At 70.6% G+C, this 26159-nt stretch carries 29 protein-coding genes, 1 tRNA gene and 1 riboswitch; of the genes, 19 read left to right on the plus strand and 11 right to left on the minus strand.

Annotation, left to right across the window (positions count from 1 at the left end; all coding sequences use genetic code 11):
- Nucleotides 1–23: 23 nt before the first annotated feature.
- Complete coding sequence (locus tag ACZ6IM_RS00560; RefSeq protein ID WP_052841707.1) at nucleotides 24–1460, minus strand: tetratricopeptide repeat protein; 1437 nt, start codon at nucleotides 1458–1460, stop codon at nucleotides 24–26.
- A gap of 91 nt (nucleotides 1461–1551) precedes the next feature.
- Between ACZ6IM_RS00560 and ACZ6IM_RS00565 the strand changes: the two genes are divergently transcribed.
- The gene (locus tag ACZ6IM_RS00565; protein ID WP_052841706.1) at nucleotides 1552–2994 is read left to right on the plus strand and encodes an FAD-linked oxidase C-terminal domain-containing protein; all 1443 of its coding nucleotides are present in this window, start codon (nucleotides 1552–1554) and stop codon (nucleotides 2992–2994) included.
- 13 nt (nucleotides 2995–3007) lie between these two features.
- Here ACZ6IM_RS00565 and ACZ6IM_RS00570 read toward each other — a convergent pair whose 3' ends face one another.
- Nucleotides 3008–3436, minus strand: a complete 429-nt coding sequence (locus tag ACZ6IM_RS00570; RefSeq protein WP_052841705.1) for an SsgA family sporulation/cell division regulator — start codon at nucleotides 3434–3436, stop codon at nucleotides 3008–3010.
- A 246-nt stretch (nucleotides 3437–3682) separates the two neighbouring features.
- On the opposite strand from ACZ6IM_RS00570, the gene ACZ6IM_RS00575 reads away from it, so the two are divergent.
- The gene (locus ACZ6IM_RS00575) at nucleotides 3683–5143 is read left to right on the plus strand and encodes an RDD family protein (RefSeq protein ID WP_052841704.1); all 1461 of its coding nucleotides are present in this window, start codon (nucleotides 3683–3685) and stop codon (nucleotides 5141–5143) included.
- A gap of 269 nt (nucleotides 5144–5412) precedes the next feature.
- Nucleotides 5413–6090: an RDD family protein gene (locus tag ACZ6IM_RS00580; protein ID WP_469553519.1), complete on the plus strand. Its 678-nt coding sequence runs from the start codon at nucleotides 5413–5415 to the stop codon at nucleotides 6088–6090.
- Nucleotides 6091–6103: 13 nt separating this feature from the next.
- Here the strand turns inward: ACZ6IM_RS00580 and ACZ6IM_RS00585 are convergent, their stop codons facing one another.
- Nucleotides 6104–6403, minus strand: coding sequence for a hypothetical protein (locus ACZ6IM_RS00585; RefSeq protein ID WP_469553520.1), 300 nt, complete (start codon nucleotides 6401–6403; stop codon nucleotides 6104–6106).
- A gap of 429 nt (nucleotides 6404–6832) precedes the next feature.
- Between ACZ6IM_RS00585 and ACZ6IM_RS00590 the strand changes: the two genes are divergently transcribed.
- Nucleotides 6833–9178 (plus strand): immune inhibitor A domain-containing protein, encoded by a 2346-nt coding sequence (locus ACZ6IM_RS00590; protein ID WP_052841702.1) that lies wholly within the window; start codon nucleotides 6833–6835, stop codon nucleotides 9176–9178.
- Nucleotides 9179–9324: 146 nt separating this feature from the next.
- The gene (locus tag ACZ6IM_RS00595; protein WP_052841701.1) at nucleotides 9325–9669 is read left to right on the plus strand and encodes a hypothetical protein; all 345 of its coding nucleotides are present in this window, start codon (nucleotides 9325–9327) and stop codon (nucleotides 9667–9669) included.
- Between the two features lie 17 nt (nucleotides 9670–9686).
- Here ACZ6IM_RS00595 and ACZ6IM_RS00600 read toward each other — a convergent pair whose 3' ends face one another.
- Both ACZ6IM_RS00600 and ACZ6IM_RS00605 read right to left on the minus strand, forming a co-directional pair.
- Nucleotides 9687–10274 (minus strand): nicotinamidase, encoded by a 588-nt coding sequence (locus tag ACZ6IM_RS00600; protein WP_003975893.1) that lies wholly within the window; start codon nucleotides 10272–10274, stop codon nucleotides 9687–9689.
- A 104-nt stretch (nucleotides 10275–10378) separates the two neighbouring features.
- Nucleotides 10379–11725, minus strand: a complete 1347-nt coding sequence (locus tag ACZ6IM_RS00605; protein WP_052841700.1) for a nicotinate phosphoribosyltransferase — start codon at nucleotides 11723–11725, stop codon at nucleotides 10379–10381.
- Nucleotides 11726–11834: 109 nt separating this feature from the next.
- On the opposite strand from ACZ6IM_RS00605, the gene clpS reads away from it, so the two are divergent.
- From clpS to ACZ6IM_RS00640, 7 genes are all read left to right on the plus strand, one after another.
- Nucleotides 11835–12152 (plus strand): ATP-dependent Clp protease adapter ClpS, encoded by a 318-nt coding sequence (gene clpS, locus ACZ6IM_RS00610; RefSeq protein ID WP_031042763.1) that lies wholly within the window; start codon nucleotides 11835–11837, stop codon nucleotides 12150–12152.
- Between the two features lie 41 nt (nucleotides 12153–12193).
- Nucleotides 12194–12802 carry a DUF2017 domain-containing protein gene (locus ACZ6IM_RS00615; protein WP_052841699.1) on the plus strand — a complete coding sequence of 203 codons (609 nt, stop codon included), beginning with the start codon at nucleotides 12194–12196 and terminating at the stop codon, nucleotides 12800–12802.
- A gap of 350 nt (nucleotides 12803–13152) precedes the next feature.
- Nucleotides 13153–14580: an amino acid permease gene (locus tag ACZ6IM_RS00620; protein WP_469553521.1), complete on the plus strand. Its 1428-nt coding sequence runs from the start codon at nucleotides 13153–13155 to the stop codon at nucleotides 14578–14580.
- Nucleotides 14581–14747: 167 nt separating this feature from the next.
- The gene (locus ACZ6IM_RS00625) at nucleotides 14748–15170 is read left to right on the plus strand and encodes a M67 family metallopeptidase (protein ID WP_030180146.1); all 423 of its coding nucleotides are present in this window, start codon (nucleotides 14748–14750) and stop codon (nucleotides 15168–15170) included.
- A 79-nt stretch (nucleotides 15171–15249) separates the two neighbouring features.
- The gene (locus ACZ6IM_RS00630) at nucleotides 15250–15345 is read left to right on the plus strand and encodes a putative leader peptide (RefSeq protein ID WP_309546867.1); all 96 of its coding nucleotides are present in this window, start codon (nucleotides 15250–15252) and stop codon (nucleotides 15343–15345) included.
- Nucleotides 15346–15444: 99 nt separating this feature from the next.
- Nucleotides 15445–15723, plus strand: coding sequence for a MoaD/ThiS family protein (locus ACZ6IM_RS00635; RefSeq protein WP_052841697.1), 279 nt, complete (start codon nucleotides 15445–15447; stop codon nucleotides 15721–15723).
- A gap of 6 nt (nucleotides 15724–15729) precedes the next feature.
- Nucleotides 15730–16680 (plus strand): PLP-dependent cysteine synthase family protein, encoded by a 951-nt coding sequence (locus tag ACZ6IM_RS00640; RefSeq protein ID WP_052841696.1) that lies wholly within the window; start codon nucleotides 15730–15732, stop codon nucleotides 16678–16680.
- Nucleotides 16681–16687: 7 nt separating this feature from the next.
- Here ACZ6IM_RS00640 and ACZ6IM_RS00645 read toward each other — a convergent pair whose 3' ends face one another.
- Nucleotides 16688–17152 carry a type II toxin-antitoxin system PemK/MazF family toxin gene (locus ACZ6IM_RS00645; RefSeq protein ID WP_052841695.1) on the minus strand — a complete coding sequence of 155 codons (465 nt, stop codon included), beginning with the start codon at nucleotides 17150–17152 and terminating at the stop codon, nucleotides 16688–16690.
- A 204-nt stretch (nucleotides 17153–17356) separates the two neighbouring features.
- Between ACZ6IM_RS00645 and ACZ6IM_RS00650 the strand changes: the two genes are divergently transcribed.
- Entirely contained in the window at nucleotides 17357–18109 is a 753-nt protein-coding gene (locus ACZ6IM_RS00650; protein WP_052841694.1) for an MBL fold metallo-hydrolase, read from the plus strand.
- Between the two features lie 81 nt (nucleotides 18110–18190).
- On the opposite strand, the gene ACZ6IM_RS00655 is transcribed toward ACZ6IM_RS00650, so the two are convergent.
- Both ACZ6IM_RS00655 and ACZ6IM_RS00660 read right to left on the minus strand, forming a co-directional pair.
- The gene (locus tag ACZ6IM_RS00655) at nucleotides 18191–19441 is read right to left on the minus strand and encodes a PTS transporter subunit EIIC (RefSeq protein WP_052841693.1); all 1251 of its coding nucleotides are present in this window, start codon (nucleotides 19439–19441) and stop codon (nucleotides 18191–18193) included.
- Between the two features lie 226 nt (nucleotides 19442–19667).
- Complete coding sequence (locus tag ACZ6IM_RS00660; RefSeq protein ID WP_052841692.1) at nucleotides 19668–20963, minus strand: PTS transporter subunit EIIC; 1296 nt, start codon at nucleotides 20961–20963, stop codon at nucleotides 19668–19670.
- Nucleotides 20964–21121: 158 nt separating this feature from the next.
- Between ACZ6IM_RS00660 and ACZ6IM_RS00665 the strand changes: the two genes are divergently transcribed.
- From ACZ6IM_RS00665 to rdgB, 4 genes are all read left to right on the plus strand, one after another.
- The gene (locus ACZ6IM_RS00665; protein ID WP_003975905.1) at nucleotides 21122–21355 is read left to right on the plus strand and encodes a PTS sugar transporter subunit IIB; all 234 of its coding nucleotides are present in this window, start codon (nucleotides 21122–21124) and stop codon (nucleotides 21353–21355) included.
- Nucleotides 21356–21454: 99 nt separating this feature from the next.
- On the plus strand, nucleotides 21455–22192 hold the full coding sequence (gene rph / locus ACZ6IM_RS00670; protein WP_052841691.1) for a ribonuclease PH: 738 nt from the start codon (nucleotides 21455–21457) through the stop codon (nucleotides 22190–22192).
- Nucleotides 22193–22379: 187 nt separating this feature from the next.
- Complete coding sequence (locus ACZ6IM_RS00675; RefSeq protein WP_052841690.1) at nucleotides 22380–22784, plus strand: hypothetical protein; 405 nt, start codon at nucleotides 22380–22382, stop codon at nucleotides 22782–22784.
- 45 nt (nucleotides 22785–22829) lie between these two features.
- On the plus strand, nucleotides 22830–23432 hold the full coding sequence (rdgB, locus tag ACZ6IM_RS00680; RefSeq protein WP_052841689.1) for an RdgB/HAM1 family non-canonical purine NTP pyrophosphatase: 603 nt from the start codon (nucleotides 22830–22832) through the stop codon (nucleotides 23430–23432).
- 46 nt (nucleotides 23433–23478) lie between these two features.
- Here the strand turns inward: rdgB and ACZ6IM_RS00685 are convergent.
- From ACZ6IM_RS00685 to bcp, 3 genes are all read right to left on the minus strand, one after another.
- A tRNA-Leu gene (locus ACZ6IM_RS00685) sits at nucleotides 23479–23563 on the minus strand.
- 54 nt (nucleotides 23564–23617) lie between these two features.
- Entirely contained in the window at nucleotides 23618–24619 is a 1002-nt protein-coding gene (locus tag ACZ6IM_RS00690) for an HNH endonuclease (RefSeq protein ID WP_469553525.1), read from the minus strand.
- Nucleotides 24620–24751: 132 nt separating this feature from the next.
- Nucleotides 24752–25219, minus strand: coding sequence for a thioredoxin-dependent thiol peroxidase (gene bcp / locus ACZ6IM_RS00695; RefSeq protein WP_052841687.1), 468 nt, complete (start codon nucleotides 25217–25219; stop codon nucleotides 24752–24754).
- A 92-nt stretch (nucleotides 25220–25311) separates the two neighbouring features.
- On the opposite strand from bcp, the gene ACZ6IM_RS00700 reads away from it, so the two are divergent.
- A complete protein-coding gene (locus tag ACZ6IM_RS00700) occupies nucleotides 25312–25644 on the plus strand; it encodes a DUF3618 domain-containing protein (protein ID WP_052841686.1) in 333 nt (110 codons plus the stop codon).
- A 23-nt stretch (nucleotides 25645–25667) separates the two neighbouring features.
- Nucleotides 25668–26024, plus strand: a complete 357-nt coding sequence (locus ACZ6IM_RS00705; RefSeq protein ID WP_003975911.1) for a GroES family chaperonin — start codon at nucleotides 25668–25670, stop codon at nucleotides 26022–26024.
- Nucleotides 26025–26091: 67 nt separating this feature from the next.
- Nucleotides 26092–26158, plus strand: a riboswitch (guanidine-III (ykkC-III) riboswitch).
- Nucleotide 26159 lies beyond the last annotated feature (1 nt).

The following is a 26159-nucleotide window of genomic DNA, read 5'->3' on the forward strand; positions in this document are numbered from 1 at the left end:
GGAAGGCACCAGCCGGGCGGGTGCTAGTCGGGCGGGCCCTCCACCGGGGGCTCGCCCAGCTCCGCCAGCGCCCGCTTCGCCTGCGGCACCCGCAGCGGCGAGAAGTACGGGTTGATCGTCAGCGCCTCCCCGAGGTGCCGGCGCGCCGGCGCGACGTGCCCCAGCTCCTTCTCGATCACACCCCGGTGGAAGACGTACAGCGCGTCGCGCACCCCGCCGCCCTTGTCGCCGTCGGTCGCGATCACCGCGAACTCCAGCGCCTCCTCGTCCGCACCCGTGCGGTGCAGCGCCCAGCCCAGCGCGTCGGCGACCGCGGTCCCCGGCTGCCGTCCCCACTCGGTCCGCAGCCGCTCCACCGCCGCCGCCGGATCCCCGTGGTCGGCGTCGAGCCGCCCCAGCACCAGCTGCTCGTCGGACCCGGCCGCCTCGGCGTCCCGAGCCCGCTCCCGCAGCAGGTCGTACTCCACCCGCGCCGCCTGGCCGAGGCCCAGCGACTCGTACAGCTCGCCCAGCTCCAGCGCGTACTCGGGGCTGGGCCGCTTGGCCAGCGCGGCCTGGTACGCCGACAGCGCCTCCGTCGTCCGGCCCAGCGCCGCCAGCGCCCGGCCCTGTCCGGCCTGCGCGGCCCGCTGGTCGGGGTCGGTGCGCAGCGCCTCCTGGAAGAACCGCAGCGCCTCCTCCCGCTCCCCGCGCTCGAACGCCAGCCGCCCGGCCTGCTCCAGGTACGCCGCCCGCTCCGCCGGTGCCTCCGCGGCCGCCGCGGCGTCCGAGATCCGGGCCGCCGCGTCCTCCCGCCAGCCCCGGTCCCGGTAGACGCCCGCCGCCAGCGCCCCCACCGCCGGAGCGCCGGGGCGCAGCTCCATCACCTTGTCCAGGGCCCGGCCCACGCCCTTGTGGTCGCCGAGCCCGGTGTACGCGCCGATCAGCACCGCGTGCGCCGTCCACCGCTCCGGCGCCGCCCGCACCGCGCTCTCGCCCCACTTCTTCGCCGCCGGGAAGTCCCGGCGCGCCACCGCCAGCGCCGCGAGCCCCTCCAGGGCCTGCGGATTGCGCTCGGGCCCCGTCCTCAGCGAGGTGCGCAGCGCCTTCTCGGCCTTCGGCCAGTTCGCGCCGTCCGCCGTACGGCGCCCCTGCTCCACGTAGGCCGCGCCGAGCACCGCCCACGACGCCCCGTCCAGCGGATGTGCCCGCAGGTGGCTCTCCCGGTCGCCGATCAGCGCCGCCAGGTCCGGCAGCGCGGCCGGCACACCCGTGGTGACCGCCCCGCGTGCCAGCGCCGCGGGCCCCGGTGCGGGCGGGGGAGCGTCCCCGGTCGCCCGGGGGAGCAGCATCAGGACCCCGCCGAGTACGGCGGCCCCGGCTACGGAGGCGATCAGCACCCGTCGCCCGCGGCGCGAACGCCGTCCGGGTGCCGGTGCCTCGCCCTGTTCCCGCCCGGTCCGCCTCTCCATGACCTCCATGGCGCTCACTGTGCGCCCATACGACGATCACACCGGGCAGGTGGCGGGTGCCGCCCGCGGGGTTCACACCGATGGCCGTGGATGCGAGCCTGTGATCATGAGCCGTATCGAAGCGCCTCGCGACGAAGACGACGCAGCCGCGACGGCCGACCGCGCCCCCGGCGGCCGGAGCGCCCTCGTCGACCGGCTGCTGGCCGGTCTTCCCGCCGGGTCCGTCCTCACCGACCCCGACGTCACGGCCTCCTACGCCCACGACATGGCGAGCTTCTGCCCGGCCGGCGCCCCCGCGGTGGTCGTCCTGCCGCGCACCGTGGAGGACGTCCAGCACGTCATGCGCACCGCCACCGAGCTGCGCGTCCCGGTGGTCCCGCAGGGCGCCCGCACCGGCCTGTCCGGCGCGGCCAACGCCACCGACGGCTGCGTGGTCCTCTCCCTGACGAAGATGGACCGCATCCTGGAGATCAACCCGGTCGACCGCGTCGCCGTCGTCGAACCGGGCGTCGTCAACGCCACGCTCTCCCGCGCGGTGAACGAGCACGGCCTCTACTACCCGCCGGACCCCTCCAGCTGGGAGATGTGCACCATCGGCGGCAACATCGGCACCGCCTCCGGCGGCCTGTGCTGCGTCAAGTACGGGGTGACCGCCGAGTACGTCCTCGGTCTCGACGTCGTCCTCGCCGACGGCCGCCTGATGACCACCGGCCGCCGCACCGCCAAGGGCGTCGCCGGGTACGACCTCACCCGGCTCTTCGTCGGCTCCGAGGGCTCCCTCGGCATCGTCGTGAAGGCGGTCCTCGGGCTGCGCCCCAAGCCGCCCGAGCAGCTGGTGCTGGCCGCCGAGTTCGCCTCCGCGTCCGCCGCGTGCGACGCGATCTGCCGGATCATGGAGGGCGGACACGTGCCGTCCCTCCTCGAACTGATGGACCGTACGACCGTCAAGGCGGTCAACGACCTCGCCCACATGGGTCTGCCGGAGACCACCGAGGCGCTCCTGCTCGCCGCCTTCGACACCACCGACCCGGACGCCGACCTCACCGCGGTCGGCGCGCTGTGCCAGGCCGCGGGCGCCACGCAGGTGGTCCCGGCCGAGGACGCGGCCGAGTCCGAACTCCTCCTCCAGGCCAGGCGCCTGGCCCTCACCGCCCTCGAAGCCGTCAAGGGCACCACGATGATCGACGACGTCTGCGTGCCGCGCTCCCGGCTCGGCGACATGCTGGCGGGCATCGAGCGCGTCGCCGCCGAGTACGGCCTCACCATCGGGGTCTGCGCCCACGCGGGCGACGGCAACACCCACCCCACCGTCTGCTTCGACGCGTCCGACCCCGACGAGTCACGGCGGGCCCGCGAGTCCTTCGACGAGATCATGGCGCTCGGCCTGGAACTCGGCGGCACCATCACCGGCGAGCACGGTGTGGGCGTGCTGAAGAAGGAGTGGCTGGCGCGGGAGATCGGCCCGGTGGGCCTGGAGATGCAGCGGGCCGTCAAACAGGTCTTCGACCCGCTGGGCCTCCTCAACCCCGGCAAGCTCTTCTGATCCCGGCCGCGCCTCACCGGGCGAGCAGCTCGGCCAGCCCGTCGTCGATCCCCAGCTGCGCGCCCTCGGTCCCCGGCGGCACCGCGCGCAGGGTCCGCTCCAGCCAGGCCGACACCTGGGGCGTGGGCGCCTCCAGGAGGGCGTCGCCGTCCGGGCTGCTGAGCGCGATCAGCACGACGCTGCGGCCCTCCGCCTTCGAAGGCCACACCCGTACGTCCCCGTGCCCGGACGGCCGGAAGACGCCCTCCACCAGGAGATCGCGGGCGAACGTCCAGTGCACCGGGTGGCCGGAGTCGATGTGGAAGGTGATGTGGACGGCGTAGGGATCGTCGCTGTGGTAGCCGAGCCTGGCCGGCACCGGGATGCTGTGCTCGGGCGACAGGACGAGCCTCAGCTCCAGCTCGCGTTCCACGACGGTGGGGCCGGTGGGGTTGGGGTGCATGGCGGGTTCCTCTCCCGGGTCTCGTGCGGTCCTTGCCCGGGGAGACCGGCCGGGGGCCGGAGCATTACGCGAGTCCGGGGAACTTTTTTCCGCACCCCGGACCGGGGACCGGTCCGGATGTGAAGGTCCCGGCACGAGGTTGCCCGGAAAGGGGCGGGTACGGCGGGACCGGCGGTGCGGATTGCGCCCGTCTGATAGATGTTGAGGCCCCCCTATCAACCCCCGAGCAGATACGGGACGACGGACATGAGCGCCCCAACCCCGGCCCCCGGCGATGACAGGCCCCGCGAAGGGTATTACCCGGACCCGTCCATTCCCGGATACGTCCGCTACTGGAACGGCGCCTCCTGGGTGGCGGGCACGAGCCGCCCCGCCCCCAAGGACGGCGAGCCGCTCGCGCCGCCGCCCGGCGTGCGGCCCTCCGTCGAGGAGACCGGGCCGCACTTCTTCGACGAGGACCCGGTCGAGGACCCGCCGCCCGCCGCCGCGTCCCAGCACGGCAGCCGTCCGGAGTCCGCCACCGCCTGGGGCGCCGACCGTTCCGGCCCGTCCGGCGGGCCCGCCGAGGCCCCGGAACCGCGCGTCGCCTGGCCGGGCACGGCGCGGGGCGCCGACCCGAGGGTCCCGCACGCCCGCCAGTCGGCACCGCCCGCCGACGGCGGCGCCGACGCCGGTCAGCACGGCGGTGCCGCCTCCGCCCCCGCCGCGGCCGCCGCCTCTTCCCCCGCCCCTGCCCCCGCCCCCGCTTCCGGTGAGGCGGAGGCCTCGGCCACCGAGGAGGAGCAGGCCGGCAACACCTTCGTCTTCCGGCGCCCGGCGGCGGGCCGGCAGAGTGCCCCCGCCGCGGAGGACGAGGGCACCATGACCTTCCGCGCGGTCACCCCGCGCACGGGCCCGCAGCCCGGCGGCCCCGGCTCCGCTCCCGTTCCCGGTCCCGTTCCCGGCTCCGGACCCGGCTTCGGTGCGGGCAAGGCGGCCGCCGACCGGGCCGCCGCCGCGCAGGCACCCCCGACGCCCGCCGCCCCCGTTGTGCCCCACCAGGCACCCCCGCACCAGCACCCCGCCGCCCCCGCGCCGGTCGCCGCCGGCGGTCCGGGCGGCGGCCAGACCTCCTGGGCGCAGCAGGTGCACCGGCTGGCCGGGGCGGGCGGGGACGAGCAGCCCGTCGCACCGTGGAAGCCACCGGTCGAGGACGTGTTCCAGGCCGCCGCCCGGCGCCAGGCATCGGCCCGGCCCGCCGGGCTCGGCAAGCGGCTGGCGGCCCGGCTGATCGACACGGTCGTCCTCGCGGGCGTCACCGCCGTGGCCGCCGTGCCGCTGGGCGCCAAGGCGGTCGACCACGTCAACGACAAGATCGACGAGGCCAAGCTGTCCGGTGAGACCGTCACGGTCTGGCTGCTGGACGGCACCACGTCCACGTACCTGGGCATCGTGCTCGCCGTCCTGCTGCTCTTCGGCGTCGTCTACGAGGCGCTGCCCACCGCCAAGTGGGGCCGCACCCTGGGCAAGAAGCTGCTCGGCCTGGAGGTGCGGGACATCGAGGCCCACGAGCCGCCGTCCTTCGGCGGTGCCCTGCGCCGCTGGCTGGTCTACAGCGTCCCGGGCCTCCTGGCCGTCGGCGTGGTCGGCATCGCGTGGTGCCTGTTCGACCGCCCGTGGCACCAGTGCTGGCACGACAAGGCCGCCGGCACGTTTGTCGCGGGCTAGCTTGGCGGGTCGGGGGAGCGCGGATCTCGTCGGGTGCGGGTGCGTCGTGGTTGCCCGCGCGGTTCCCCGTGCTCCTTGAGGGACGTGCACTGGACGCCCCTGAAAGGGGCGCGGGGAACTGCGCGACCAGCCCCCACGCACCCGCGGCCGCAGGCGAACCCCCCGCCCGCCCCCTCATGGCGTCGGACCACGCACCCGCACTACTCCGGACTACTCCGGACGGCCGCTCGCCGGATGCGAGGAGAGAGAGTCCGAGTTCGACTCGGGACATGAGCAGCGAACCGCCCCCCGGCCCCGGCGGGCAGCAGCCGCCGGACGACGACCCGCTGAGGAAGAACCCCTACGGCGACCCGCCCCCGCCCCCCGGCGGAGGGGGCCCTTACGGCGGACCTCCGCCCCCCGGCGGCGGAGGTCCCTACGGTGGGCCCCCTCCCGGCGGCGGCCCCTACGGCGGTGCCCCGTACGGCGGTGGCGGTTACCCCACCGATCCGCTGGCCGGGATGCCCCCGCTCGCCGACAGCGGGCGGCGCACGCTCGCGCGGATCGTCGACATGATCCTCGTCGGCATCGTGGTCTGGCTGCTCAGCTGGGCCTTCAACGTCCAGGAGTACACGGTGGACGGCGACGACGTCTCCGTCGGCAAGTCCTTCGGGCAGTCAGTGATCGCCGCCGTGCTCTACATCGCGTACGACACCTACATGACCACGAGGACGGGGCAGACCCTCGGCAAGAAGTGGCTCGGGATGCGGGTGGCCAACCTGGACGACGGGGCGACGCCCTCCGTACAGACGTCGCTGATCCGCGCCCTGGTGCTGTGGATCCCGTTCGCCTTCTGCTGCGCCTGCGTGTGGACGATCATCGCGGGCGGCTGGAGCTTCTTCGACAAGCCCTACAAGCAGGGCCTGCACGACAAGGCGGCCAAGACGGTCGTGGTCAGCACCCGTTGACGGACTCGGACGCTCAGGCGGCCCGCCCGCGCGACGCCTCGCCCGCGCCCGCGGAGACCCGGGCCCCCGCGGGCACCTGCACCCGCTCCCGGTCCGCGGTGAACCGGTGGGCCGGCACGGCGGCCACCGCGCGCGTCCTGGGCTGGGGGACCGTCATGGCGACCAGCAGCCCGAGGGCGAGGGCCGCGACGGCGATGAGGGCGACTCCGGGACCCGAACTCGTCTGCGACAGCAGCAGCATGGCGAGCGTCGAGAAGATCACGGTGCACGAACCGTAGGCGAACTGGGCGGCAGTCGGACGGGGCATGGCCATCGTGTCCTCGGAAGACAATCATGGGTGAGAAGGGCTGCGGGCCTGGCTTTCCGCCGGCTTCCTGGCGTTCCGCCAAGCGACTCTAACCCGCTGTGTGCCCTGGTGGCACCAGCGGTAAGCACGACCTAACCGGCACGGCCGATGCACGGGGGGCGCACGGATTCATGACGTCCGGGAAGTGGACGGTCCCGCGCGCCCGTCGGACCCGGGCCTGGGTCCGCGGGACCGGGCGAAGGTCACGATCCGGTGTCCGCAAAGCGAACGGCGACTCCGCATAGTGCACTTGTTCTGCTCAAGTCAAGGTCTGTCTTTTCCGCCGAACCTCTAGTCAAATGTCGTCACTTGACTACACGCGTTGATCACGTGTGCGCGGGCTTCGCTCTGTCCTTGTCCCCCATCCGCGCGCGTGGACGCGGGGGAGGAACTCAAGTGACCAGCAGATCCTGGACGTTCAGAACGGCGGCGACCACCGTCGCACTCGCCGCCGCCACCGCCACGCTCTCGGCGGCCGGCGTGGCGCAGGCGGACTCGCCGTCCCGGCCGGAGGCCGTGAACCGCCACGACCCCGGCCCGGACAAGACCACCCGCTCCCACGACCTCAAGGGCCCCCTGAGCGACACTCAGGCCGCCCAGCGCGAGGAAGCCCTCAAGCAGGTCATATCCGGCGACGCCTCGGTGAAGAAGAAGGACGGCTCCAACGTCGTCCAGCTGAAGAGCAAGAAGGGCGACGCCAAGTACGTCGAGCTGGGCCGGGAGAAGACCGACAAGATCTTCACCATCCTGGTCGAGTTCGGCGACAAGGTCGACAGCCGCTACGGCGGCACCCCCGGCCCGCTGCACAACCAGATAGCCAAGCCGAACCGCAAGACGGACAACTCCACGGCCTGGCAGGAGGACTACGACCAGGAGCACTTCCAGGACCTGTACTTCGGTTCCGGCAAGGGCGTCAACTCGGTCAAGACCTACTACGAGAAGCAGTCCTCCGGCCGCTACTCGGTCGACGGCGAGGTCTCCGACTGGGTCAAGGTCCCGTACAACGAGGCCCGCTACGGCTCCAACAAGTGCGACCCCGACAACTGCGCCTGGTACGCGGTGCAGGACGGCGTCACCGCCTGGGTCGCGGACCAGAAGGCGGCCGGCCGCACCGACGCCCAGATCAAGTCCCAGCTGGCCCAGTACGACCAGTGGGACCGCTACGACTTCGACGGCGACGGCGACTTCAACGAGCCCGACGGCTACATCGACCACTTCCAGATCGTGCACGCCGGCGAGGACGAGTCCGCGGGCGGCGGCGCGCAGGGCGAGGACGCGATCTGGGCCCACCGCTGGTACGCCTTCGGCACCGACGCCGGCGCCACCGGCCCCGCCGACAACAAGCTCGGCGGCACCCAGATCGGCGACACCGGCGTCTGGGTCGGCGACTACACCATCCAGCCGGAGAACGGCGGACTCGGCGTCTACGCGCACGAGTACGGCCACGACCTCGGCCTGCCGGACCACTACGACACCGCCGGCGGCGACAACTCCACCGGCTTCTGGACGCTGATGTCGTCCGGCTCGTGGCTGGGCACCGGCCGCAACGAGATCGGCGACCTGCCCGGCGACATGAACGCCTGGGACAAGCTCCAGCTGGGCTGGCTGAACTACGACACCGCCAAGGCGGGCGTCAACTCCTGGCACAAGCTGGGCCTGGCCGAGTACAACACCAAGCACAAGCAGGGCCTGGTCGTCGAGCTGCCGAAGGAGGAGGTCACCACCGAGATCGTGCCTCCGGCCGAGGGCAAGACCCAGTGGTGGAGCGGCAGCGGCAACGACCTCAAGAACACCCTGAGCCGCAGCGTCGACCTCACCGGCAAGTCGTCCGCCTCCCTCACCCTGGACGGCTGGTACGACATCGAGGCCGACTACGACTTCCTCTACACCGAGGTGTCCACCGACGGCGGCGCCAACTGGACCGCGGTCGACGGCACCTTCGACGGCCGGCCGATCCCGCGCGACGGCAGCGACAAGCCCGCCCTGAGCGGCACCGTCGACGCCCACGGCAAGCTGGTCTACCCGCTGGACGCCTACGCGGGCAAGAAGATCGACCTGCGCTTCCGCTACCAGACCGACGGCGGCCTGGCGATGAAGGGCTTCACCGCCGACGAGATCACGGTGACGGCCGACGGAGCGACGCTCTTCTCCGACAACGCGGAGACCGAGGACGCCGCGTGGACGGCGAACGGCTTCACCCGCAAGGGCGCCTCCTTCACCCAGGAGTACGCGCAGTACTACATCGCCGAGAACCGGCAGTACGTGTCGTACGACAAGACGCTGCAGACCGGCCCGTACAACTTCGGCTTCTCGGAGCGCCCGAACTGGGTCGAGCACTACGCGTACCAGAACGGCCTGCTGATCTGGAAGTGGGACACCTCCCAGGCGGACAACAACACCAGCCAGCACCCGGGCAAGGGCCTGGTCCTGCCGGTCGACTCGCACCCGACCGCGCTGAAGTGGAAGGACGGGACGCTCATGCGCAACCGCTTCCAGGCGTACGACTCGCCGTTCAGCCTCTACCGCACGGACGGCATGACGCTGCACAAGGCGGACGTCGCGAAGTACGTCCCGGGCTCGAAGGGCGTCTCGGTCTTCAACGACCGCAAGAACGACTACTACGACCCGGCGAACCCGACCGGCGGTGTCAAGATCACTGACACCAACACGAAGATCAAGATCCTGAAGGAGGCCAAGAACGGCTCGACGATCGAGCTGGAGGTTGGCCCCGCGGGCAGGTAAATAGCATCTGCCCAGGTCAGAGCATGATCGGCGGTGACCCCCTGGCGGGTCGCCGCCGATCCGTGTTTAGGTGCGTCCTGTGGTTCTCTTATTGACACCGGGCCGGGAGCCCGGACCGACCCAGGCTGACTCGGGGGTATGACCGCATGGCCGCAGGAGGCTTCTGCAAGCTGCCGAACGGCACGGTGGTGGTGGCACTGAACCTGCCCAGCCCCGCCCCGGCGAGCGCCGGCAGCGTGCGTTTTCTCGTCCACGCCCAGAACCGGGCGCGCGCCCTGACCAGGCTGCGCAACCTGGGGCTGCGCAGCGTCTACCTGCGGGGCAACGCGGCCCCGCCGACCCCGGACGAGGTCACCGCGGTACTGCACCACCCGGACGGCCTGATATGGCGCACGGCACCGGTGGCGGGGGCCGTGGGCGGCCCGGACCTGGTCCAGGAGCTGTGGCACCCGATCCGCGCCCTGCTCAGACGCCCGGCCGCCCAGGCCTGAGGCGGGCCCCGGGGGCGCTACTGCACGACCGGCTTGCCGGACAGCTCCACGCCCGCCTCCCGCAGCTCCTCCAGTGCCCGCTCGGTGGTCTCCGCGGCCACCCCGGCGGTCAGGTCGAGTAGCACCTGCGTACGGAAGCCCTCGCGGGCGGCGTCCAGGGCGGTGGCCCGGACGCAGTGGTCGGTGGCGATGCCCACGACGTCCACTTCGTCGATCTCGCGGGAGCGCAGCCACTCGGCGAGGCCGGTGCCGTTCTCGTCGGCGCCCTCGAAGCCGCTGTAGGCGGCGGCGTAGGCCCCCTTGTCGAAGACGGCGTCTATCGCGCCGGAGGCGACGGCGGGGGCGAAGTTCGGGTGGAAGCCGACCCCCTCGGTGCCGGCGACGCAGTGCGCGGGCCAGGAGTGGACGTAGTCCGGGTTGTCGGCGAAGTGGCCTCCCGGGGCGACGTGGTGGTCGCGGGTGGCCACCACGTGGCGGTAGCCGGCGGGCGCCTGCCCGATCAGCTCGGTGATGGCGGCGGCCACGTCCGCACCGCCGGACACGGCGAGACTGCCCCCCTCGCAGAAGTCGTTCTGCACGTCTACGACGATCAAGGCGCGGCGCATGGTCGGTGTCCTTCGACTGGGTCGACTGTGGGTCGGGAGCGGGGAGCGGGGAGCGGGGGCCAGAGGAACGGGGCTGATACGGGCCTTGCGGGGCCGCACCAGCTTTAGCTACCCGAGCCCCCGTGCGCGTACTCCGTCGGAATGACGGGTTCCCCTCGGGAGAGCTGGGTGGCGGACAGCGGGAGGTTGGCGCGGGCGGCTGCGTGCCGGTCCCGGGCGGCGTCCAGCGGCTCGCGGGCGACGACCTCGCCGCCCTTGACCAGCTCGACCAGGAGCTGCCGGTCGGCCAGCGCGTCCGGCACCGGCCCGGTGCCGACCACCTCGGCCTCGGCGTACCCGTCCGCGTCCAGGCGCCGCGCGGCCCACTTGCGGCCGCCGATCGACGTCTTGCCGCCGCTGGACTTCTTGGCCACCGGCACCAGCGGCGCCCCCTCCTCGCCGGACTCGGCGCGGGCGACCAGCTTGTAGACCATCGAGGCCGTCGGGTGCCCGGAGCCGGTCACCAGCTGGGTGCCGACGCCGTACGCGTCCACGGGCGCCGCCGCCAGCGAGGCGATGGCGTACTCGTCCAGGTCCGAGGTGACCACGATCTTCGTCTCGGTGGCCCCCAGCTCGTCGAGCTGCTGGCGCACCCGGTGGGCGACCAGCAGCAGGTCGCCGGAGTCGATGCGCACCGCGCCCAGCTCGGGCCCGGCGACCTCGACGGCCGTACGGACGGCCTCGGCGACGTCGTAGGTGTCGACCAGCAGCGTGGTGTCCCGGCCCAGGGCGTCCACCTGGGCGCGGAAGGCGTCGCGCTCGTGGTCGTGCAGCAGGGTGAAGGCGTGGGCGGAGGTGCCGACGGTGGGGATGTTGTAGCGGAAGCCGGCGGCCAGGTCGGAGGTGGTCGCGAAGCCGCCCACGTAGGCCGAGCGGGCGGCGGCGACGGCGGCCAGCTCGTGGGTGCGGCGGGCGCCCATCTCGATCAGCGGCCGGTCGCCGGCGGCCGAGGACATGCGGGAGGCGGCGGCCGCGATCGCCGAGTCGTGGTTGAGGATGGACAGGATCACCGTCTCCAGCAGCACGCACTCGCCGAAGGTGCCCTCCACCCGCATGATCGGCGAGCCCGGGAAGTACACCTCGCCCTCGGGATAGCCCCAGATGTCCCCGCGGAAGCGGTACTCGGCGAGCCAGTCCAGGGTCTCCTCGTCGACGATGCCCCGTTCGCGCAGGAAGCGCAGGACGCCCGCGTCGAAGCGGAAGTTCTCCACCGCGTCCAGCACCCGGCCGGTGCCCGCCACGACGCCGTACCGGCGGCCGTCGGGCAGGCGCCGGGTGAAGACCTCGAACACGCTCCGCCGCCCGGCCGTACCGGCCTTCAGCGCGGCTCGGAGCATGGTCAGCTCGTACTGGTCCGTGAAGAGCGCCGTCGAGGGGACGTCCACCGGCAGCCCAAGGTCCGCTGTGTTCATACGACGGATCGTACCCCCATTTCGTCAGTCTGACGATTTCGATGCCCGTCCGGTTCGCGTGGCGCCCGCCACAGGCCCGTTTGTGCGGGTGCCCCCCTGTGGTGGCAGCATGGGCAGTGTGACGGCAGCCGCACCCATGGAGATCGAGAAGACCGAGTCGGCGGAGGAGGTCTTCGCCGTACCCGAGCCCGACGTGCCCTGGGTGACGATCGTCCACAACGATCCCGTCAACCTCATGAGCTACGTGACGTACGTCTTCCAGACGTACTTCGGCTACTCCAAGGACAAGGCCACCAAGCTCATGATGGACGTCCATCACAAGGGCCGGGCGGTCGTGTCCAGCGGCAGCCGGGAGGAGATGGAACGGGACGTACAGGCCATGCACGGCTACGGTCTGTGGGCCACCCTCCAGCAGGACCGGAAATGACCCACGCCCGCCCGCAGGACGGAAGCAGCTGAATCGCCTTCATGCCCGGACAATTCGAACCGCTCCCCGGCGGCGGCGCGGCCGTCGCGCTCGACGACGTCGAGATCTCCATCATCCGCTCCCTGGCCGTGCAGCTCCTGGAGCTGATCGGCCCGGGACCCGCCGAGGACGCCTCCGACGACCCGCTCGCCGAGCTGTTCGCCGAGGGCCCGAGCGAGCCGCCCTCCGACCCGGTGCTGCGCCGGCTGTTCCCGGACGCGTACGGTGACCCCGAGGGCGCCCCGCAGGCGCGGGAGGCCGAGGAGCAGCGGGCGCACTCCGCGGAGTTCCGCCGTTACACCGAGAACGACCTGCGGGCCGGCAAGCGGGACAACGCGCTGGCGGTGGTCCGCACCCTGGACGCCCTCTCCTCGGCGTCGGCGGGCGAGGAGGGCGCGGTGCTGAAACTGTCGCCCGAGGAGTCCCAACAGTGGCTGCGCGCCCTGAACGACCTGCGCCTGGCGATCGGCTCCCGCCTGGAGATCGCCGACGAGGACGACACCGACCTGCTCTACCGGCTGCCCGACGAGGACCCGCGCAAGCCGATGGTGATGGCCTACCTGTGGCTCGGGGGGCTCCAGGAGTCGCTGGTCGCCACCCTTATGCCCTGAACAAGACGGTTTCGTCACTCTCCGTGTCCGCTCAGCGGAGTCTCAAATCCGGATAACGATCCCGTCAAAGCCGCGCCTCTTTTGACCCGCGGATGCGGCTTTTGTCCGCCTCTCCCCGTGGGACACGTCACAGTCGGCCCCTGTGATCAGCGCCGCCGTCGTGGTAAATCTTCACGACCGCCCGGCGAACACCACCCGAATGTTCGGCCGGGTGCGCCACCGAGCCGGCAGACCGCCGGCCAGGCACCGAGCGGGATGTGAGGCCCGCTCAGCTCCATCATCCGGGGGGATCGAGACCCGATCCGAGGCCGACGAAGGTCCGGATCGGCATGGAGAAAGGCGCACCACACATGACCTCTGCGCAGGTCGACACGGACAAGGCCCCCGAAGAGGGCTACGAGCGCGGTCTCAACAGCCGCCAGGTCCAGATGATCGCGATCGGCGGCGCCATCGGCGTCGGCCTCTTCCTGGGCGCCGGGGCCAACATCGCCAAGGCCGGCCCCAGCATCATCCTCATGTACGCCCTCGCGGGTGTGATCATCTTCTTCATCATGCGGGCGCTCGGCGAGCTGCTCCTCTACCGACCCGTCTCCGGCTCCTTCGCCGAGTACTCGCGCGAGTTCCTCGGTCCCTTCTTCGGTTACTTCACCGGCTGGACGTACTGGCTGATGTGGGTGGTCACCGGCATGGCGGAACTCACCGCCGCCGCCATCTACATCCACTACTGGTTCCCGGACATCCCGCAATGGGTCTCGGCCCTGGTCTTCCTGGTCCTGCTGTTCGTGGCCAACCTGATCTCGGTGAAGCTGTTCGGCGAGATCGAGTTCTGGTTCTCGATGGTCAAGGTCACCGCCATCATCGGCATGATCGTGATCGGCATCGGCGTCCTCACCTTCGGCTTCAGCCAGGCCGGCGACACCGCCGCCGTCTCCAACCTGTGGGAGTTCGACGGCTTCTTCCCCAAGGGCATCGGCTCGTCCCTGATGACCCTCCAGGGCGTCATGTTCGCCTACCTCGCCGTCGAGCTGGTCGGCGTCACCGCGGGTGAGTCCGAGAACCCGGAGAAGACCCTCCCCAAGGCGATCAACACCCTGCCCTGGCGCATCGCCCTCTTCTACGTCGGCGCCCTCACCGTCATCCTGGCGGTGGTCAAGTGGACCGAGTTCGCCGAGGGCGTCAGCCCCTTCGTGGAGGCCTTCGCGGTCATCGGCATCCCGGCCGGCGCCGGCATCGTCAACTTCGTCGTGCTCACCGCCGCCCTGTCGTCCTGCAACTCCGGCATGTACTCCACGGGCCGCATGCTGCGCACCCTCGCGGACAACGGCGAGGCCCCCAGGGTCTTCAACAAGCTGTCCTCGACGAAGACCCCGGCCATCGGCATCGCCGTCTCGGTGGTCTTCATGGCCATCGGCGTGGTCCTGAACTACCTCGTCCCGGAGAAGGCCTTCGGCTACGTCACCTCCGTCGCCACCGCCGCCGGCATCTGGACCTGGCTGATGATCCTGATCAGCCACGTGCTCTACCGCCGCAAGGTCGTCGCGGGCCGGCTGCCCGCCTCGTCCTTCCCGGCGCCCGGCGGCTCGGTGTGCTCCTACATCGCCATCGCCTTCCTGCTCTTCGTCACCTGCCTCATCGCCTACGACGCCGACGCCCGCGTCTGCCTGTACGTGATGGCCGGCTGGGCGGTCGCCCTCTGCATCGGCTGGGCGGTGCTCAAGAGCCGCAACCCGCAGATCACCGAGCGGCCCGGCGAGCCGGAGTTCGAGAAGATCGGCTGACGGACCCACCGAAACGCCGCTGACCTGCGCCTTCGCGCGCACCCCAGGACGTCCGGCCACCGGGAACGCTCGTGGCGTCCCCACGGCCACCGCTCAGGATGTCCGGTATACGGGCTCCTCCGTACCACCCACCGGTACGGGGGAGCCCGTCTGCTTATCCTGGCCGCATGCTGACCATCACCCAGGCCCTGTACGACCAGATCGTCGCCCACGCGCGCGAGGACCACCCCGACGAGGCGTGCGGCGTGGTGGCCGGTCCCGTCGGCGAGGGCCGCCCCGAGCGGTTCATCCCGATGCTCAACGCCGCCCGCTCGCCCACCTTCTACGAGTTCGACTCGCAGGACCTCCTCAAGCTCTACCGCGAGATGGACGACCGCGACGAGGAGCCGGTGGTCATCTACCACTCCCACACCGCCACCGAGGCCCACCCCTCCCGCACCGACATCTCCTACGCCAACGAGCCCGGCGCCCACTACGTCCTCGTCTCCACCGCGGACACCGACGGTGCCGGTGAATTCCAGTTCCGCTCGTTCCGCATCGTGGAGGGCGAGGTCACGGAGGAGGAGGTCAAGGTCGTGGAGGCGTACTGATCTCGCACTTCGGACGAAAAGAGTCCGTCAGGTGAGATCACACTCCGGATGCCGGACCGGGAATCGATACGATGAGCCCATGGTTCTTCTCGACGTGAGCGAAAAGGCGCCGGGCACGCTGCTCGTGGCGCGGCTGCACGTCGACCTGTGCAGGCTGAAAAGCGCCATCTGTTGATCTTCGTTGCCGCCGTACGGCCGTGAGCCGCGGCGTGCTGACGTGTGCCGCCGCGCGCCCTACGAACCCACGACAAACTTCCGACAGGAGCACTCAGCCATGGCCATCGAGGTCCGCATCCCGACCATCCTCCGCCAGTACACCGACGGCCAGAAGGCGGTGGAGGGCACCGGGGACACGCTCGCCGAGCTCTTCGCCGACCTCGAGACCCGGCACACGGGCATCCAGGCCCGCATCGTCGAGGGTGAGCAGCTCCGCCGCTTCGTCAACGTCTACCTGAACGACGAGGACGTCCGCTTCCTCGACGGCATCAACACCAAGCTCGGCGACGGCGACAGCATCACGATCCTGCCGGCGGTGGCCGGCGGCATGGCCTGATCGGCGATGCGCTACGACTCCCCGCTGGCCGCGGTGGGCAACACCCCCCTGGTGCGCCTGCCGCGGCTCTCGCCGTCCCACGACGTCCGGATCTGGGCCAAGCTGGAGGACCGCAACCCGACCGGCTCGATCAAGGACCGCCCCGCGCTCCACATGATCGAGCAGGCGGAGAAGGACGGCCGCCTCACCAAGGGCTGCACGATCCTGGAGCCGACCAGCGGCAACACCGGCATCTCCCTGGCCATGGCCGCCAGACTCAAGGGCTACCGCATCGTCTGCGTGATGCCCGAGAACACCTCCCAGGAACGCCGGGACCTGCTCACCATGTGGGGCGCGGAGATCATCTCCTCCCCGGCCGCGGGCGGCTCCAACACCGCCGTACGGGTCGCCAAGGAACTCTCCGCCGAGCACCCGGACTGGGTGATGCTCTACCAGTACGGCAACCCGGACAACGCCGGCGCCCACTACGCCGGCACCGGCCCGGAGATCCTCGCCGACCTGCCCTCCGTGACGCACTTCGTCGCGGGCCTGGGGACGACCGGGACGCTCATGGGCGTCGGCCGCTACCTGCGTGAACACAAGCCGGACGTGAAGATCGTCGCCGCCGAACCGCGCTACGACGACCTGGTCTACGGCCTGCGCAACCTCGACGAGGGCTTCGTACCCGAGCTGTACGACGCCTCCGTGCTCACCACTCGCTTCTCGGTGGGCTCCGCCGACGCGGTCACCCGCACCCGTGAGCTGCTCCAGCAGGAGGGCATCTTCGCGGGCGTCTCCACCGGCGCCGCCCTGCACGCCGCGATCGGCGTCGGGAAGAAGGCGGTGAAGGCCGGCGAGAGCGCCGACATCGTGTTCGTCGTCGCCGACGGCGGCTGGAAGTACCTCTCCACCGGCGTCTACACCGCGGCCACCACCGAAGAGGCCATCGAGACCCTCCAGGGACAGCTCTGGGCCTGAGGCGGCCCTACTCGGCGAGGTGACGGACCCGGTCCCACAGGGCCGGGTCCACCACCCGCACCCGGCGCCGGAAGTCACCCACCGGCACCTCGCGCAGCTCGCCGGTCTCCAGGTAGCTCGTCCGCCCCCGCGCGTCGCCGACCGAGCCCGGCGGCAGCGTGATCACCCCGGCCGGCCCGTCCCGGTGACGCGTGGTGATCTTCGCGACCAGCACCCGCCGCCCGCGCACCGAGAGCACCAGACACGGCCGGTCCTTCGCGCCGCCGGAGTCCTCGTACGGCACGTTCGCCCACCAGATCTCCGCGGGCCGCGGCCGGACCGTCCGCCCTCCCGGCTCCCGGGGACGCCCCGGCGGCCGCCGTACGCCGCCTTGCCGGGGAGGCCGCCGGCCGCGGCCCCAGCCGTCGACGACCGTGGCGACGAGCGCGAGCAGCACCACCGCCGCGAAGACGAGCCACCAGGACGTGTGCATAACGACGACGGTACCGGCGCGCGCCACAACCGCGCGCCCCTTCCAGGGCCCCGCACTCCCCGCTTCCAGCCGAACCGGTGATCCCGCAGGTGAGTTCGCCCACAACGGCCCCTGGCGGAGGAGCGACCGCAGGTTTTGCGCCTTACGCTCGACGGACCGCACGACCCCCGTCTCTCCACACGCGCCAGCGGAGGTTTCTGCTTCATGAAGCTCACCGTCGTCGGCTGCTCGGGGTCGTTCCCGTCCGCGGAATCGGCCTGCTCGAGCTACCTCGTCGAGGCCGACGGCTTCCGGCTGCTCCTCGACATGGGCAATGGTGCCCTCGGCGAGTTGCAGCGCCACTGCGGTCTCTACGACCTCGACGCGATCTTCCTCAGCCATCTGCACGCCGACCACTGCATCGACATGTGCGCCTACTTCGTGGCGCGCTACTACCGGCACGACGGCGGCCGCTGCGCCCCGCTCCCGGTCTACGGACCCGAGGGCACCGAGCACCGGCTGACCACCGCCTACGCCGACACCCCCTCGGCGTCCTCCATGAGCGAGGTGTTCGACTTCCACACGGTCAAGCCCTCCACCTTCGAGGTCGGCCCGTTCACCGTGCACACCGAGCGCGTCGCCCACCCCGTGGAGGCCTACGCGGTCCGCGTCGAGCACGGCGGCCGTTCACTGACGTACTCCGGCGACACGGGTGTCACCCCCGTGCTGGACGAACTCGCCCGCGACACCGACCTGTTCCTGTGCGAGGCCGCCTTCACGCACGGCAAGGAGAACATCCCCGACCTGCACCTCAACGGACGCGAGGCCGGCGAGAGCGCCGCCCGGGCCGGTGCCCGGCGCCTGGTGCTCACCCACATCCCCCCGTGGACCGACCCCGCGGTCAACCTGGCCGACGCGCGCGAGGCGTACGCCGGGGCGGTGGAGGTCGCCACCACGGGCGCGGTCTACGAGATCTGAGCCCGCGACAGCCGCGACACGGCAGGAAGGCCCCGGAACCTCCGCGGTTCCGGGGCCTTCGTCACGCCGTACGGCCGGGGCTCACGCCTTGGTGAGGTCCTCGATCTCCTCCTCGGGCTCGCGGCCCGGGGTCTTCAGGTTGAACTTGACGATCGCGAAGCGGAACGTCACGTAGTAGATCGCCGCGAACACCAGACCGATCGGGATGATCAGCCATGGCTTGGTGGCGAGGTGCCAGTTCAGGGCGTAGTCGATGGCACCGGCCGAGAAGTTGAAGCCGGCGTGCACACCCAGACCCCACGTCACCGCCATCGACACGGCGGTCAGCACCGCGTGCAGCACGTACAGGACCGGCGCGATGAACATGAACGAGAACTCGATCGGCTCGGTCACACCGGTGACGAACGAGGTCGCGGCCAGCGAGAGCATCATGCCGAGGACGGCCTTGCGGCGTTCCGGGCGGGCGGTGTGCGCCATGGCCAGGGCGGCGGCGGGCAGACCGAACATCATGATCGGGAAGAAGCCCGACTGGAAGATGCCGGCGGAGGGGTCACCGGCCAGGAAGCGGGTGATGTCACCGTGCACCACGTCACCGGCGGAGTTGGTGAAGTCGCCGAGCTGGAACCAGGCCACGGTGTTCACGAACTGGTGCATGCCGACCGGGATCAGCGCACGGTTCACGCCACCGAACAGAGCCGCGCCGCCGGAGCCGAGGCCGGTCATCCACTCGCCGAAGTTCGAGATGCCGTCGCCGATGGGCTCCCAGACCAGACCGAAGAAGACACCCACGACTATGCCGACGAAGGCCATGATGATCGGCACCAGCCGGCGCCCGTTGAAGAAGCCGAGCCAGTCCACCAGCTTCTTGCGGTGGTACCGCTGCCACAGCACGGCGGCGAGCAGACCCATGATGATGCCGCCGAGCACACCCGGGTCGTTGTAGGTCGCGGCGACGTCCGGGCCGTCCTTGACCACCGCCTCGGTGACCGGGAAGGCCTCGAGCACCTTGCTGTAGACGAGGAAGCCGACCACCGCGGCCAGCGCGGTCGAGCCATCGGCCTTCTTCGCGAAGCCGATGGCCACACCTATGCAGAACAGGATCGGCAGCGAACCGGTGAGGGCACCGCCCGCGTTGTTGAAGACGGCGGCGACCTTGTCCCAGCCGAGGCCGTCCGCGCCGAAGATGTCCGGCTGGCCGAGGCGGACCATGATGCCCGCCGCCGGCAGCACGGCGATCGGGAGCTGGAGGCTGCGTCCTACCTTCTGCAGCCCCTGGAAAAGACCGGATCCCCGCTTCTTTGCGGGGGCCGCCGTGTCGGTGGCGGTGCTCATGCTTCCTCCATCGGGTGGTGGTCTACACCACTCAGTGGTGTAGACCTGTTGTAGCACGATGAAGGCGGCATAAGGAACCCACGATTCCGCGACCGGACCGCTACGCGCAGTACCCGGTCAAGTCCCCTGCTCGCAAGCGTGCGAGGGCGCGTCGAAGGCCCCCGGACCGAGGGTCCGGGGGCCTTCGCGAGACCACCCTCAAAGGGTACGTGAGGACAGAACTGGTCTACACCTTGGTGACGTCCTCCACCTCGTCCTCGGGCTCCCGCCCCGGCGTCTTCAGGTCGAACTTCGTGATCGCGAACCGGAAGACCACGTAGTACACCACCGCGAAACCCAGCCCGATCGGGATGATCAGCCACGGCTTGGTCGCCAGGTTCCAGTTGATGACGTAGTCGATCAGCCCCGCCGAGAAGCTGAACCCGTCCTTCACCCCCAGCGCCCACGTCACCGCCATCGACACACCCGTCAGCACCGCGTGCGCCGCGTACAGCAGCGGGGCGATGAACAGGAACGAGTACTCCAGCGGCTCCGTGATCCCGGTCACGAACGACGTCAGCCCCACCGACAGCATCAGGCCGCCGACCTCCTTGCGCCGGTGCGGCTTCGCGCAGTGCGTGATCGCCAGCGCCGCCGCCGGCAGCGCGAACATCATGATCGGGAAGAAGCCCGTCGTGAACTGACCCGCGTTCGGATCGCCGGCCAGGAACATGTTGATGTCACCGTGCACCACCGTGCCGTCCGGCTTCGTGTACGAACCGAACTGGAACCACATCGGCACGTTCAGGAACTGGTGCAGACCGATCACCAGCAACGCCCGGTTCGCCAGACCGAACACGCCCGAGCCCCACGCGCCGATCCCGTTCAGCCAGTCACTGAAACTCTCCAGCGCGTCACCGATCGGCGGCCACACCCACAGACACAGCGCCGCGAACACGATCGCCACGAACGCCATGATGATCGGCACCAGCCGGCGCCCGTTGAAGAAGCCCAGCCAGTCCACCAGCTTCGTCCGGTGGAAGCGCTGCCAGAAGTACGCCGTCAGCAGCCCCATCACGATGCCGCCGAACACCCCCGGATTCTGGAAGACGAACGAGGTCACCTCGCCCGAACCGTCGGTCACCTGGCAGCCGATCTGCGGGACCGTCTTCGACCCCTCGGGGCAGTCCTCCGGGAACTGCCGCAGCACGTTGAAGTAGACGAGGAACCCCGCCACCGCCGCCAGCGCCGTCGAACCGTCCGCCTTCTTCGCCATCCCGATGGCCACGCCCACGCAGAACAGCAGCGGCAGCCCCAGCGACCCGTCGAGCAGCGCACCGCCCGCGCCCGTCATCACCTTCGAGACGTTCGTCCAGCCCAGACCGTCGTCCCCGAACACGTCCGGCTGCCCCAGCCGGTTGAGGATGCCGGCGGCGGGCAGGACCGCGATGGGCAACTGAAGGGAGCGACCCATCTTCTGCAACCCTTGGAACGCCCTGTTCCAGTGGGCGCGAGCGGGACTGACCGCGCTGTCGGCACTCATCCGGTCTCCCTCCGGTCGCCGGTACACTGGTGTAGACCAGTTGACAGACGGCACCGCCGTCGTGACGCCATCATTCGGTACGCACCGGACGACCGCTCGCGAAGATGGGCCAACTGTGGGTTACTGCGACAAAGCGGCTCGGATCAGGGAGAAGGAACATGGCCAGCAAGGCTGAGAAGATCGTCGCCGGCCTCGGCGGCATCGACAACATCGACGAGATCGAAGGCTGCATCACCCGACTCCGCACCGAGGTCAACGACCCCGCGCTGGTCAACGAAGCCGCCCTCAAGGCCGCCGGCGCCCACGGCGTCGTCAAGATGGGCACCGCCATCCAGGTCGTCATCGGCACCGACGCCGACCCGATCGCGGCGGAGATCGAAGACATGATGTGAGCCACCGGCTCACCGCAGCACCGCTCAACGCTGCACCGGCAAGGGGCCTCCTCCACCGCGGGGAAGGCCCCTTCCCCATGGGCCGCTAGGCTCACCCGCATGTCACGAATCGACGGCCGCACCCCCCAGCAGCTCCGCCCCGTCACCATCGAACGCGGCTGGAGCAAGCACGCCGAAGGCTCCGTCCTCGTCTCCTTCGGCGACACCAAGGTCCTCTGCAACGCCTCGGTCACCGAAGGCGTCCCGCGCTGGCGCAAGGGCAGCGGCGAAGGCTGGGTCACCGCCGAATACGCCATGCTCCCGCGCGCCACCAACACCCGCGGCGACCGGGAGTCCGTCAAGGGCCGCATCGGCGGCCGCACCCACGAGATCAGCCGCCTCATCGGCCGGTCCCTGCGCGCCGTCATCGACTACAAGGCACTCGGCGAGAACACCGTCGTCCTGGACTGCGACGTCCTCCAGGCCGACGGCGGCACCCGCACCGCCGCCATCACCGGCGCCTACGTCGCCCTCGCCGACGCCATCGGCTGGGCCCAGGGCAGGAAACTGATCAAGGCCAACCGCAAGCCGCTCACCGGCACCGTCTCCGCCGTCTCCGTCGGCATCGTCGACGGCACCCCGCTCCTCGACCTCCGCTACGAGGAAGACGTCCGCGCCGACACCGACATGAACGTCGTCTGCACCGGCGACGGCCGCTTCGTCGAGGTCCAGGGCACCGCCGAGGCCGAGCCCTTCGCCCGCGACGAACTCAACGCCCTGCTCGACCTCGCCGCCGCGGGCTGCACGGAACTGGCCGAACTCCAGCGCACGGCACTCGAAGCGGTCCTCGAACGCTGAAGACCCGCGTGAGGTAAAGAGAACACCAAAGACGCCTCAAGGAAAGGCGGCCGCCCACGCAACTCGGCCGCCCACCGGCGCGTCCCTAGCAGTACAGCACCACGGGCGTACGGCAGACCTTGCCGTACGCCCGACGCCGCACCGCACACGGGCCGCCCGGCCCTGTTCCAGGGGAGGACCGAGACCCATGGCCGCGAGCCGCCACCGCAGCCTTCGCCGCACCGCCACCGCCGTCGCCACCGCGGCGGCCATCGCCCTGACGGCCGGCCTCACTACCGGATGCGACGCCGTCGACAAGGCACTCGACTGCGTGCGCACGGCCGACGCGATAGCCGACAGCGTCACCGAACTCCAGCAGGCGGTGGAGAACACGGACGACCCCACGCAGTGGGAGGAATCCCTGAACTCCATCGACAAGAACCTCGACAAGATCGGCGACCAGACCGACAACACGGACGTCAACAAGGCCGTCGACGACCTCGGCAAGGCCGTGGACAACGTCCGCACCTCGGTGAAGAACGGCGACGAGACCCCCGACCTCAGCCCCGTCACCGACGCGGCGGGCGAACTGACGAAGGTCTGCACGCCGTAGGGAGGCGCGCCCGGGCCGGGCGGGGGGTCCGGAATACTGGACCCCATGACCCGCCTGATCCTCGCCACCCGCAACGCCGGAAAGATCACCGAACTGAGGGCCATCCTCGCCGACGCGGGCCTGCCCCACGACCTCGTCGGCGCGGACGCCTACCCGCACATCCCCGACGTCAAGGAAACCGGCGTCACCTTCGCCGAGAACGCCCTGCTCAAGGCCCACGCCCTCGCCCGGGCCACCGGCCTGCCCGCCGTCGCCGACGACTCCGGCCTCTGCGTCGACGTCCTGAACGGCGCCCCGGGCATCTTCTCCGCCCGCTGGGCCGGCCGCCACGGCGACGACAAGGCCAACCTCGACCTGCTCCTCGCCCAGATCGGCGACATCGCCGACGAGCACCGAGGCGCGTACTTCGCCTGCGCGGCGGCCCTGGCACTGCCCGACGGCACGGAGCGGGTGGTCGAGGGCCAACTCCACGGCACCCTCCGCCACGAGCCCGCCGGCACGGGCGGCTTCGGCTACGACCCGATCCTCCAGCCGGAGGGCGAGACCCGCACCTGCGCGGAACTGACGGCGGCCGAGAAGAACGCGATCAGCCACCGCGGCAAGGCGTTCCGGGCGCTGGTACCGGTGGTGCGGGAGCTGCTCGGATGAATGACCTCGGAGGGGCCACTCGTTGAGCGGCCCCTCCGGACACGTGTGCGGCCGGTGGGACTCGAACCCACACGGGTGTGAACCCACTGGGACCTAAACCCAGCATGACTGCCAAATTCCATCACGGCCGCTCAAAAACGGTCATCATGCTCGACCAGCGGCATTCAGTGTACGGGGAGAACGGGTCACCCTGCGAGGGCCGCTCTGCCTTTCCGTCGGCACCAGGTCTCCGTCAGGGCGTGGCAGTTGGGGCAGAGGTACCGCAGGTTCTCCCGACGGTTGTCCCGCCAGTTCCCATTGACGTGGTCGATCTGAAGGGTGATGGGCCGGCCGAGCCATTCGCCGGCGTTGCCGCAGGTCTCGCAGGAGTACGGCATGCCGATCTCGCCCAGAGCTCTGTGCAGTTGGGCCCTGTTGGTTCGACCGGCGTGAGATGGGAGAACGATCAGCACTCGGTCAGCGACAGGATCTGGGGCCGGCGGCTCTGCCCGCCCCCAGGACCTGCGCTCGAAATGACTGGTGTCGATGCGGAGACGCCCGACCGCGCGTCTGACTCGGCGATGATTGACGTCACTGGCCTCCAGACCGAGGCTGCGCATGACGTCGGCGTAGCTCGTGCAGCGAGGAACAAGATCCCGGAGCTGATCTTCGGGAATGTGCAGTCGCCGGTGAGAGAAGTGACTCGTGTCGATGCCCTGGGCGCTCATCATGCGACGCAGTGCGGCGCGCGAGCGACTGTCGTCCGGTACGCCCAGCTCACGTGCGACGGCCCGCACGCTGGTCACCGCTGCCGCTGCGGTACGGAGTTCTTCGGTAGTGAAGGGCAGGTCCACATCTTCCTGATTGAGGCCGGGGAAGTGGTCTACGTCGATTCCTGCCGCGCTGATACGGCGCCGGATGTGGGACAGGGTGCCGGTGGCCGGGGTCGCACCGAGCTTCAGCGCCACCTCCCGTAGAGAGGAGGACGAGGCGGCGGCCTCAGCGATGGCCGCGTCGGGATATGTGCACCAAGGGCTGCGTTTGACGAAGTGGCTCGTGTCCAGACCGTAACCGTTGACCCTTTCCTGGAGCACCCTTCGTTGACCGCCGCTCACCTTGAGGTCGAGTCGCCGCACCAGATCTGTCCAGTTTCGAGCTGCGGCAACGGCCTCCGCCAGCCGCTCCCGGCTGTACGCGCTCGCCCCCATCACACCCCTCCGCTCCCGGCCACGCGTTCGTGGCCTCGTACGGAGTAACGAACCGGTTATCGGACAGTCACGCACGGCATGCGGAAGGGCCCGTACCGGAAAGCTTCGGTACGGGCCCCGCCGAAAGGGGACTCAGATGCCCAGGTCCTTGATGATCTTGGCCACGTGGCCCGTCGCGCGGACGTTGTACAGGGCGCGTTCGACCTTGCCCTCCTCGTCGACGACGATCGTGGAGCGGATGACGCCCATGTAGGTGCGGCCGTAGTTCTTCTTCTCGCCGAAGGCACCGTAGGCGTCGAGGACCTTCTTGTCCGGGTCGGCGAGGAGGGTGACCTTCAGGGACTCCGCCTCGCGGAACTTGGCCAGCTTCTCCGGCTTGTCGGGGGAGATGCCGAGCACGTCGTACCCGGCGCCGGCCAGCAGCTCCAGGTTGTCGGTGAAGTCGCAGGCCTGCTTCGTGCAGCCGGGGGTAAGCGCGGCGGGGTAGAAGTAGACGATGACCTTGCGGCCCTTGTGGTCGGACAGGGACACCTCGTTGCCGTCGGCGTCCGGGAGGGTGAAGGCGGGGGCCGTGTCCCCGGGCTGGAGTCGCTCGCTCATCGATCCAGCGTAACGGGGGGTCCTGACAGTGCGGAGAGGCGCGGAGCTGACAGACTGTCCGGGACAGTGTCGGAAGACTTCGGAGGCGTACGGTGGCGGACACGTCGGACATCAGAACCCCGGCGCAGATCGAGGCGGACATCAAGCGCCGCCGCGAGGTGCTGGCCGAGACGCTCGACGAGCTCGGGATGCGGGTGCACCCGAAGACGATCGTCGACGATGCGAAGGCCAAGGTCGCCTCCAGTGTCGATCACACGCTGGGCCGGGCCTACGTCCAGGTCAATCGCGTGGTGAGCGATGTGAAGGCGCAGTTCGTGGACGAGGAGGGCGCCCCGCGGATGGAGCGGGTCGTGCCCGTCGCGCTGGTGGTGGTCGGGGTCGTGGGGCTGCTCGCCCTGGGCGGCACCCGGCGGCGCCGGCGCTGAGCGGAGGCAGGTAGGTTCAGGGCGTGAGCGCCAAGAGAAACGAGCACGGTCCCCAGGACGACAAGCTGCCCATCCGGATGCTGCACGACCGCGTGCTCGTGCGGCAGGACACCGGAGAGGGCGAGCGGCGTTCCGGGGGCGGCATCCTGATCCCCGCGACGGCGGCCGTCGGCAAGCGGCTGGCCTGGGCCGAGGTGGTCGCGGTCGGGCAGAACGTACGGACCGTGGAGCCGGGCGACCGGGTGCTGTACGACCCGGAGGACCGTGCCGAGGTCGAGGTGCGGGGCGTGGGCTACGTGCTCATGCGTGAGCGTGATCTGCACGCCGTGGCCGCGGACCGGTTCGAGGGGTCGGAGGACTCCACCGGGCTGTATCTGTAGGGCAGTAAGCAGTAAGGCAGTAGAGCGGCAGGGGCTGGTGACCAGTGTCACCGGCCCCTTTCTGCTGTCTTTGCTACCTTGGAAGCACCCCGACGAGACGCGCCGTACCGGGCTGAAGGAAAAGACGACGCACCA

The organism is Streptomyces sp. NPDC042336, assembly GCF_055581985.1.

What these genes read in the sequence shown, in the direction of transcription:
- ACZ6IM_RS00560 (WP_052841707.1), bottom strand. Translation starts at nt 1,460, where the DNA reads ATGGAGGTCATGGAGAGGCGGACCGGGCGGGAACAGGGCGAGGCACCG.
- ACZ6IM_RS00570 (WP_052841705.1), bottom strand. Translation starts at nt 3,436, where the DNA reads ATGCACCCCAACCCCACCGGCCCCACCGTCGTGGAACGCGAGCTGGAG.
- ACZ6IM_RS00575 (WP_052841704.1), top strand. Translation starts at nt 3,683, where the DNA reads ATGAGCGCCCCAACCCCGGCCCCCGGCGATGACAGGCCCCGCGAAGGG.
- ACZ6IM_RS00580 (WP_469553519.1), top strand. Translation starts at nt 5,413, where the DNA reads ATGAGCAGCGAACCGCCCCCCGGCCCCGGCGGGCAGCAGCCGCCGGAC.
- ACZ6IM_RS00585 (WP_469553520.1), bottom strand. Translation starts at nt 6,403, where the DNA reads ATGGCCATGCCCCGTCCGACTGCCGCCCAGTTCGCCTACGGTTCGTGC.
- ACZ6IM_RS00595 (WP_052841701.1), top strand. Translation starts at nt 9,325, where the DNA reads ATGGCCGCAGGAGGCTTCTGCAAGCTGCCGAACGGCACGGTGGTGGTG.
- ACZ6IM_RS00600 (WP_003975893.1), bottom strand. Translation starts at nt 10,274, where the DNA reads ATGCGCCGCGCCTTGATCGTCGTAGACGTGCAGAACGACTTCTGCGAG.
- ACZ6IM_RS00605 (WP_052841700.1), bottom strand. Translation starts at nt 11,725, where the DNA reads ATGAACACAGCGGACCTTGGGCTGCCGGTGGACGTCCCCTCGACGGCG.
- clpS (WP_031042763.1), top strand. Translation starts at nt 11,835, where the DNA reads ATGGGCAGTGTGACGGCAGCCGCACCCATGGAGATCGAGAAGACCGAG.
- ACZ6IM_RS00615 (WP_052841699.1), top strand. Translation starts at nt 12,194, where the DNA reads ATGCCCGGACAATTCGAACCGCTCCCCGGCGGCGGCGCGGCCGTCGCG.
- ACZ6IM_RS00620 (WP_469553521.1), top strand. Translation starts at nt 13,153, where the DNA reads ATGACCTCTGCGCAGGTCGACACGGACAAGGCCCCCGAAGAGGGCTAC.
- ACZ6IM_RS00625 (WP_030180146.1), top strand. Translation starts at nt 14,748, where the DNA reads ATGCTGACCATCACCCAGGCCCTGTACGACCAGATCGTCGCCCACGCG.
- ACZ6IM_RS00630 (WP_309546867.1), top strand. Translation starts at nt 15,250, where the DNA reads ATGGTTCTTCTCGACGTGAGCGAAAAGGCGCCGGGCACGCTGCTCGTG.
- ACZ6IM_RS00635 (WP_052841697.1), top strand. Translation starts at nt 15,445, where the DNA reads ATGGCCATCGAGGTCCGCATCCCGACCATCCTCCGCCAGTACACCGAC.
- ACZ6IM_RS00640 (WP_052841696.1), top strand. Translation starts at nt 15,730, where the DNA reads ATGCGCTACGACTCCCCGCTGGCCGCGGTGGGCAACACCCCCCTGGTG.
- ACZ6IM_RS00645 (WP_052841695.1), bottom strand. Translation starts at nt 17,152, where the DNA reads ATGCACACGTCCTGGTGGCTCGTCTTCGCGGCGGTGGTGCTGCTCGCG.
- ACZ6IM_RS00650 (WP_052841694.1), top strand. Translation starts at nt 17,357, where the DNA reads ATGAAGCTCACCGTCGTCGGCTGCTCGGGGTCGTTCCCGTCCGCGGAA.
- ACZ6IM_RS00655 (WP_052841693.1), bottom strand. Translation starts at nt 19,441, where the DNA reads ATGAGCACCGCCACCGACACGGCGGCCCCCGCAAAGAAGCGGGGATCC.
- ACZ6IM_RS00660 (WP_052841692.1), bottom strand. Translation starts at nt 20,963, where the DNA reads ATGAGTGCCGACAGCGCGGTCAGTCCCGCTCGCGCCCACTGGAACAGG.
- ACZ6IM_RS00665 (WP_003975905.1), top strand. Translation starts at nt 21,122, where the DNA reads ATGGCCAGCAAGGCTGAGAAGATCGTCGCCGGCCTCGGCGGCATCGAC.
- rph (WP_052841691.1), top strand. Translation starts at nt 21,455, where the DNA reads ATGTCACGAATCGACGGCCGCACCCCCCAGCAGCTCCGCCCCGTCACC.
- ACZ6IM_RS00675 (WP_052841690.1), top strand. Translation starts at nt 22,380, where the DNA reads ATGGCCGCGAGCCGCCACCGCAGCCTTCGCCGCACCGCCACCGCCGTC.
- rdgB (WP_052841689.1), top strand. Translation starts at nt 22,830, where the DNA reads ATGACCCGCCTGATCCTCGCCACCCGCAACGCCGGAAAGATCACCGAA.
- ACZ6IM_RS00690 (WP_469553525.1), bottom strand. Translation starts at nt 24,619, where the DNA reads ATGGGGGCGAGCGCGTACAGCCGGGAGCGGCTGGCGGAGGCCGTTGCC.
- bcp (WP_052841687.1), bottom strand. Translation starts at nt 25,219, where the DNA reads ATGAGCGAGCGACTCCAGCCCGGGGACACGGCCCCCGCCTTCACCCTC.